The sequence below is a fragment of the Bartonella silvatica genome (assembly GCF_040545155.1).
GTDB lineage: Bacteria > Pseudomonadota > Alphaproteobacteria > Rhizobiales > Rhizobiaceae > Bartonella > Bartonella silvatica.
The window spans coordinates 60,103-69,193 of record NZ_JBEPLI010000007.1 but is presented as its reverse complement, the minus strand read 5'-3'; the positions used below and the strand labels follow the sequence as shown (position 1 = coordinate 69,193).

Here is a 9,091-nt window from a genome sequence, read left to right as displayed (position 1 = left end):
AATTCACTATAATAAAAAGATTATGAGAGAACCTTACGATATTCAAGGGTCCCATACAATATCAACAATGCGAAATGATCTTTATCAATCAATGTCTTTTTAACTGAAAGAGTAACTAGACAAATATCAGTGCCATAAAGAACAAGACGAAGATGCACCACATAAGGAGTGCATGGGTTTCATCAGGCTGCTTTGTTAACGTATTATCAACAAACAACACCCACATTCAAACAATTTTTCAATGAACAGAAAAACTCACCTCGAACGATCTTGTTCGCTTTTAATCATCCTCCCTCTTTCGTACAGAGAATGCAAAATTTTACACTCTAGAGATCCATCATTCCCGACTATTTTTATTATTAAAAAATAACTGATGTATATTTTTTTCTAGTTAAACTTCTTCTTACTTTGAGTAAAACACAACATTACACACTCTATAGCATTATCATAAGCTTTAAATAATATGACAAACATGGCATTTTCTAAAGGTTTGTTGGTTGTTCTGAAAACAGTTCTATTTTTCTAAAATTGATTTTATGGCAATAGCAATATTTAAACCGATTCTCCTTTCAAGTTATATGCCTAACAAACTGTTGAGAGCATTACCCTCCATGTTAGGCATCTAGAGTAAAACATTTCAGTATGTATTCAATGTATATTATATTCTAAAAGCCTATTTTAAAATTTAGCAATAATGAATGTAAATTATATTACTTATCGCTAGCCTCATTGATGAATGAGATTTATCGTGCAAACTTTTTTAATTTTCATATAGGTAAAGAAACAATATAGTGAGAAAAAACGACTTGTACTCATCTTTCATTATTATACTTGTTTTATGATAAAATAATAGACAAATAGCGATTTCTTGCCATGTTTATAGCGACATTGATATTGTTATATATGCAGCAATAATACAAGATAAGGCTTTGATTTAATGAACAAACTGCATACAAGATACTTAATATATATAGGCTCCACGATGATAAGTACCATTATTGTACACTCGTTATCCTAAAAAACGGATATTATTTTTGTATAAATCACATGAAACATGCTGATATGAATAGTTCCGAGTTTTATTCTGTTATAAATATAGAATTAAATTATATGATGCTGCTCACACTCCAATATAACAGCTCGATCTCTTATTTTACTTTCAATACCGCAAAATATCTCACAAACTGTGATAACTCTCAAATTATAGAAAAGATATTATTTATAATCCTTTCTGATTAGCAAATAGATACAATAGAGGATCTGATATGAGTTATTGTCCTTTTTTGCAAAATAAATCAAACAATAATTGTTGAATCGCATTATACATTGTCTAAAATTGTAATGCGTGCAACTAAAAGTATTATTCATGTTATTTACGTATCTTGAAAAGAGCTTGTATGACAAATATTTTTCTATTTGGATTTTTATTTAACGAAATTAGGATCCTAACAGGCGCCTTTATTGCCTTTTATATGCTAGACAAAGGACTTACACTTCTAGATATAGGTATAATCAAGTCATTACAAGCTCTTGTTATGATGATTGCCGATATTCCTCTTGGATATTTTGCAGATAGAAAAAGTTATAAAGCATCAATTGTTTTAGCGGCTCTTTGCGCATCAATATGGCTTTTCCTGATGGGGATTTCTACAGGCTTTTATGGATTTATTTTAGCAGAACTTTTTAACGCATTGTCTTTAACATTAATTGCCGGCGCATACAATGCTTTACTTATACAATATGCTAAAAATAAAAATATATCTTCTAAAAAAGCTTTAGGAACAAGTTCTCAATATATTTTCAAAGGTATGTTTGCCTTTAGTTTAGTGGGCGCATATTTTGCTGATTATTCCCGCCAATATATGGTACATATCGGCATTTTTGATGATACTTACAAATTTGTTTGGGATAGTGTTTTTAGATAACCTTAAAGGAGAACATCATAAGCAGTCTAAAGACTATAAATTCATTTCAGATATCAAAGAAATGTTAAATATATTCATTAAAACCCCGTATATCTCTATTCTTTTCTTTTTTTCGTTAATTTTTATAAATATTTTTGTTCAATATTGGCAATGGATATTCAAAGACTTTAATATCGCTATAACTTATTTCGAATTAGGGATTGTTTTTTCATTAATACTCCTATCTCAATGGTTCGCTAGCTTTTTATTTACAAAACTCAATACAAAAATAAATTTTTATATATTACTATTTCTATCAATAAGTTTGCTTTCTGTATCCATATTTTTTCATCCTCAAAAAGAGATCTCCATAATTTTACTTTGTATTATTTTTTATATCATAAAGTATACATTAATGCATGCAGAGGTACTCCTTCATGATAATATTCGTGACAAACTTAGAGCTACATATGAATCATTCTTATCGACTGCAGTAAGACTTAGCCTATTATTATTTTTTTATTTTAGTGCTGCTTTAGTTGATAGATTTGGTTTTTTATCATTAGTATATATTTTTCTGATATTTTTAGTTTTTTATTTATATACATTATTTTTTAAAGGCAGAACTAAAAAAGCTCTTCTATGAAATGAATGGAGAATGTATCTCATAAGCAGGAAACTTCATCCTAATAAACATCAAACGTTCTTATATTCTCAGACATTGTGTTTCCATGATTTTAGCAACACATTGTTTTATAATGATAATTTAGCGTTATTCATATTGAATGAGAACCCCGAATATCGTAGGATTCTTTCATTTCAAAGCTGTTTATCTTGAATCAATCAAAACCATTCGCTTGCACATCACAAACGGGATGAGCGTGTGAATCAAATTTGTATAAGAAAGGACTAAAAATGGCTCTTATGAACTTATCTTAGCAAGGGCTGTCGCAATACCCACGCGCTGGCAAATCGTGTGATGGTGCTGGTTTGCTTCTTCATAAGCGTAAAGATGGAGGTTCTGGGTGAATTTACCGTTATACCCTTCATGGTCTTCATGGGCGCCAGCGTGAAATGAGCTTAGGAACCTTAAGAAACATTCCCTTAAGAAAAGCTCGTGAATGTGCAAATCAATAGCGTTTTGTTTTGCATAAGAGTCATGGTCCTATTTAAAGAACACAATAAACAAAAGCATGTAGCAATAAGCAATCTTCATTATTTGAAAGATATCGCCTCGGATATTGTTGAAAATCGTAAAACTGAATTAAAAGATGATGGTAAAACTGAGGATTGGTTTTCACCTTTAAAACTTCACATTTTACCAAAATTAAGCTGTCTGCCCATTTCAAATGAGCAACATTAATACGTCTCAATCTTTGTCTCAACTATGTTGCTACGTTAGAATTGAATGTTGATTTATATGCAACAAGAACAGCACACACTCTCTTAAGAAAGAGAAATCATAAAATACAAAATTTACCAGAAGTGACTTAGAAAGATATGTCAGCTTTTATCCAACTCTTAAAAAAATAACTATGACACAAATGATTTTGCTTTTATTTGTCCTTATAGGGGCGATGTACTACTCCCTTATGTCATATCCATAAAGATCGGATTAATGGAGATATCTGAACATCCCCTGATGAAAACACGGAAAGGAAAGCGTGATACTACAACGGAGTTTCACGTGCCTTTACTATCTAAAACATTAGAGTACTCTTAAAAAAAATACGTTTACTTTCTCACAATAATTTCTTTTTTCTATCAGAAGTCTTAGCTTCTTTTGTGAGAACTGCATATCATAATATACAAGCCACTTTCCAACTTGTGTCAATAAAGCTTTAATAAGTATAAATTGCTTTTAATACTTCTAGAAGCATTATGTTATATGTACTCCATCACTCTAAGATCATGCATTTAAAATGTTCAAAAAATCTTGTGGTTTAAGCATCATATGCAATAACTACAACTTTTAAAATCATAAGCTTTTTAAAAGCTGTTTCCTTTTTCATATATACGGTTATATAAAAACCAAAGAAATTCGCCCTTAAAGCATTCTATCCCAACACAATTATCATGCTTTAAACCTCATGCAAAATTTTTATTTAACAATCATATTGTATACAATTTGTATGATCATAAAAATTTTTGAATGTGTCTATTCATAACGTGATTCATTATATGCTATTGTTAACTCAATCCCCATCTGATAAGTGTGAACATCCTTTTTGATGATGAACCTATCAATAATAAATTCACAATGATGTATAAAATGCGAAAAATATTCCAATTCATTTTAATCGCAATGTTGACTACAGGATGTATTGTTCAAGTTTCGAACACAAAAAAGGATATTCTAAAAAACAAAAAAGAGAGACAGCAGTCAGTTAGAGTAAAGCTAGATCCGTATACTTTAACAACACTAGATATTCTCCTTAAAAAAAACTTGAAAGCGCGTCCTCATGAAAGAGGAAAACTGATTGGATTGCTTTCGGAGGCTTTTTTAGGAACACCTTACCGAGCCAACATGTTGCATGGCTCAAAAAACATATCGGAAAAGCTGATTATTGACTTTAGAGGTTTAGATTGTTTTACCTATCTAGACTATGTGGAAGCATTATCAAAATCAACATCGCAAATAGAATTTATAAACAATGTTATCAGAACGCGTTATATTGGTGGAAATGTTAGTTTTTTCAATAGAAAGCATTTTTTCACTGACTGGGCTTATAGAAAATATAAACTCGCCACTGATATTACCGCCAAAATAAGCCCAAACGTCGTAAAGGTTGAAAAATATCTTAATAAAAAAGCTAATGGTGGAAGCTACCTTCCTGGATTACCAATTGTGAAACGTAAGATAACATATATTCCAAGTCACTTTATTGATGAAAAAGTCATAAGTCATTTAAAAACTGGTGATTTCATTGGTATTTATACGAAGCTTGCTGGATTGGATGTCACGCATGTGGGCTTTTTTATCATGACAGATCATGACCCTGTATTACGAAACGCTTCCTCATTAAAAGAAAATAAAAAAGTCGTGGACTCCCCTTTTATGGATTATGTTAAAAAAACACCGGGAATTATTGTTTTAAGACCCCTTCAATAATTAAAAAAACAACAGTACGCCTCAATAATAGCCAATATATACTGAAATATTTAAACCAGATATTTAACTTATCTTATATAGGTGTGATACCCTTATGTAGTGATTTAATAACAGAACCAAATATTTTTTATTATCATTTGAAAACTTATGTTCATAACTTTTATTTGACTTATAATCATCACCTTCATAAACTTTGATTTTATTATAAATAAGTAAAATATAAAGAATTTTAAAAACTTATAATGACAAATAAAAGGGGAATCATAAACCAATTATGCTTATTTTTGCGTGGTCTTTCTCTTTTATTTTGCAAAATTTTATTACTCTATAAATAATAGCTTATATTCTATATTTGCCATAATCGTTAATTTTTTGCCTTTCTTATGCCTTGTTATTTTTTTAAGGGCATATTCTCAAAGTTTCAAAGAAGAATTATTGGTCTGCCATTTTATGAAAAAAAACATGGAAAAAGCATTTTAATGCTTACTTTCTTTGTCACTTAACCTATAAAACTATTCTAACCTTAAAGTTTAATTTTGTCTGCCGCAATCGCGTACGGATGTTTGTCACAGGGAAGAACCATGCCAAAACGCACAGATATAAAATCTATTCTTATTATTGGAGCAGGACCTATTGTTATTGGTCAGGCATGTGAGTTTGACTATTCAGGCACGCAAGCTTGTAAAGCTTTAAAAGAAGAAGGTTATCGGATCATTTTGGTTAACTCTAATCCTGCCACTATTATGACAGATCCAGATCTAGCTGATGCAACCTATATTGAGCCCATTACGCCTGAAATTGTTGCACAAATTATTGCATATGAACGTCCTGATGCCCTTTTACCAACTATGGGAGGACAAACAGCTCTTAATACTGCTTTATCCTTAAAGCGCATGGGCATTCTAGACCGCTATCATGTTGAAATGATCGGTGCAAATGCTGACGCTATTGATAAAGCCGAAGACCGTGCGTTATTTCGTAAAGCAATGGCAAAAATCGGTTTAGAAACGCCACGTTCTATGTTAGCCAATGCAACAGAACTTAAAGAGGAAAATCGCCAACTGCATGCGACAAAACGCGATGAGCTTAAAGCAAAGCTGTCCGGTGATGCTCTTGATCAAGCTCTAGAAGAGCTAGAACGCGAGTGGCGTCATACAGAAATTAACCGTAAACAACATTATATCGCACATGCAACGGCAAAAGCGGTTCAAGCTCTTGATACTATTGGTCTTCCAGCGATTATTCGCCCTTCTTTTACCCTTGGTGGAACTGGTGGTGGTATCGCTTATAACCGTTCTGAATTTTATGAAATCATTGAACGAGGGCTTGAAGCTTCACCGACAACAGAAGTCTTAATTGAAGAAAGTGTTCTGGGGTGGAAAGAATATGAAATGGAAGTTGTTCGGGATAAAAATGATAATTGTATCATTGTTTGTTCCATAGAAAATGTTGACCCTATGGGGGTTCATACCGGTGATTCTATCACTGTCGCCCCTGCCCTCACCTTAACGGATAAAGAATATCAATCTATGCGCAATGCTTCAATTGCTGTACTGCGCGAAATTGGTGTGGAAACAGGTGGATCTAATGTACAATTTGCGGTAAACCCTGAAAATGGCCGCCTTGTTGTTATTGAAATGAATCCACGTGTTTCTCGTTCTTCAGCACTTGCATCAAAAGCGACAGGCTTTCCCATTGCAAAGGTAGCCGCTAAACTCGCAGTCGGCTATACACTTGATGAATTAAAAAATGACATTACAGGCGGTGCGACACCCGCATCATTTGAACCTTCTATTGACTATATTGTTACCAAGATTCCGCGTTTTGCCTTTGAAAAATTTCCTGGTTCATCATCTGTTTTAACAACCGCGATGAAATCGGTAGGGGAAGTGATGGCAATCGGACGAACTTTTCAAGAATCACTACAAAAAGCGCTCCGTGGGCTTGAAACAGGCCTTACTGGTCTTGATGAAATTGCGATTCCTGAACATGCTGAAGGTGATGAAAAGAGCTCTATACGCTCTGCCATTGCAATACCAAGCCCTGACCGTTTACGCTATATTGCACAAGCAATGCGTACAGGTTTACCCTTAAGTGAAATTCACCAAATTAGCAAAATTGATCCATGGTTTTTGGAACAAATAGCCTCTATTATTGAAATGGAACAACGCATCCGTGCTCATGGATTGCCTCAAGACCCAGATAATCTGCGCATGTTAAAATCTATGGGATTTTCAGATGCTCGTTTAGCCACTCTTACAGGACAAGAACCCGATGATATCGCTATCTTGCGCAAATCACTTAATGTTAAGCAAATTTTCAAGCGGATTGACACTTGTGCAGCTGAATTTTTTTCGCCAACAGCTTATATGTATTCAACCTATGAAGTTCCTTTTGCGGGTGTAGAACATTCAGAAGCACGAGTTTCTGAGCGCAAAAAAATCGCTATTTTAGGTGGTGGCCCCAATCGTATCGGACAAGGTATTGAATTTGATTATTGTTGTTGCCATGCTGCTTTTGCACTCCGTGATGCAGGCTTTGAAGCTATTATGATTAATTGCAATCCTGAAACCGTCTCAACAGACTATGATACCTCTGATCGTCTTTATTTTGAATCTTTAACAACAGAAGATGTTATTGCTATTTTAGAAACAGAACAGCAAAAAGGTGAATTGGTTGGGATCATCGTCCAATTTGGTGGACAAACGCCTCTAAAATTGGCAAGCGCACTCGAAAAACACAATATTCCCATCTTAGGCACTTCACCTGATGCCATTGATTTAGCAGAAGATAGAGATCGCTTTCAAAAATTGCTGTTTAAACTTAACTTAACACAACCTAAAAATGGGATTGCCCATTCAATCGAACAAGCACGCCTCATCGCTCATGAACTAGGATTTCCATTGGTTGTGCGCCCTTCCTATGTTTTAGGAGGACGTGCTATGCAAATTATCCGAGACGAACGCAGCTTACAAAATTATCTTCTTGAGAATGTCCCTGAGTTGATTTCAGAAGATATCAAAGCCCGTTATCCAAATGACAAAATGGAACAGGCAAATATATTGCTCGCTAAAAATCCACTTTTATTTGATACTTACTTAACAGAAGCCATTGAGGTTGATGTTGATTGTCTATGCGACGGGGAAGAAACACACGTCGTTGGTATTATGGAACATATTGAAGAAGCTGGTATCCACTCTGGTGATTCAGCATGTTCTCTTCCGGTACATTCGCTCTCAAATGAAATCGTTATAGAATTAGAACGTCAAACCAAAGCATTAGCACAAGCACTTCATGTCCGTGGTTTAATGAATGTACAATACGCTGTAAAAGATGGAATCATTTATGTCTTAGAGGTCAATCCCCGCGCTTCACGTACTGTACCATTTGTTGCAAAAACGATTGGCTACCCTATTGCTAAAATAGCTGCGCGTATTATGGCAGGAGAAACTCTCCAAAAAGCTCTTCAAGCTTACGGTGGTTTACCACCACAGCGAAAAAAACAACATATCGCTGTCAAAGAAGCTGTTTTTCCTTTTGCTCGTTTTTCAGGTGTGGATACACTTCTTGGTCCAGAAATGCGTTCAACCGGTGAAGTTATGGGGCTTGATTATGAATTTGCTCTTGCTTTTGCCAAATCTCAACTTGGAGCCGGTGTTAAACTCCCAAAGAAGGGAACGTTGTTCGTTTCTGTAAGGGACGAAGACAAAAGGCGTATTTTAAATCCCGTAAAACTTTTAGCTGAGCTTGGCTTTTCTATTTTAGCAACAAGTGGAACACAAAAATTTCTTACCGAACATAACGTTGAGTCACAAAAAATTAATAAGGTTCTAGAAGGTCATCCTCATATTGAAGATGCCATTCGTAATCGACAAATTCAATTGATTTTCAATACAACGAGTACTGCCAGCGCTATCTCAGATTCCAAATCATTACGCCATGCTGCCCTCATGCAAAAAGTCCCATACTATACAACCATAGCTGGAGCCGAAGCTGCCGTAGAAGCAATCAAAGCACTTAAAAGCAAGTGTCTTGAAGTACGCTCACTACAAAGTTACTTCACCTAAATATTTCA

Annotated in this window: 3 protein-coding genes and 1 pseudogene; all 4 read left to right on the top strand. The window is 34.3% G+C overall.

The window, feature by feature from the left end; translation table 11 throughout:
* Window positions 1–1,397: 1,397 nt before the first annotated feature.
* The 4 genes and pseudogenes from ABID23_RS04400 to carB all read left to right on the top strand — a co-directional run bounded on the left by ABID23_RS04400 (window position 1,398) and on the right by carB (window position 9,083).
* The gene (locus ABID23_RS04400) at window positions 1,398–1,925 is read left to right on the top strand and encodes an MFS transporter (protein WP_354189721.1); all 528 of its coding nucleotides are present in this window, start codon (window positions 1,398–1,400) and stop codon (window positions 1,923–1,925) included.
* A 924-nt stretch (window positions 1,926–2,849) separates the two neighbouring features.
* A pseudogene (locus ABID23_RS08155) lies at window positions 2,850–3,665 on the top strand (integrase); the annotation flags it as partial.
* A 511-nt stretch (window positions 3,666–4,176) separates the two neighbouring features.
* A complete protein-coding gene (locus tag ABID23_RS04390) occupies window positions 4,177–5,016 on the top strand; it encodes a DUF1460 domain-containing protein (protein ID WP_354189717.1) in 840 nt (279 codons plus the stop codon).
* Between the two features lie 581 nt (window positions 5,017–5,597).
* Window positions 5,598–9,083 (top strand): carbamoyl-phosphate synthase large subunit, encoded by a 3,486-nt coding sequence (gene carB, locus ABID23_RS04385; RefSeq protein ID WP_354189714.1) that lies wholly within the window; start codon window positions 5,598–5,600, stop codon window positions 9,081–9,083.
* The last annotated feature ends 8 nt before the right edge of the window (window positions 9,084–9,091 follow it).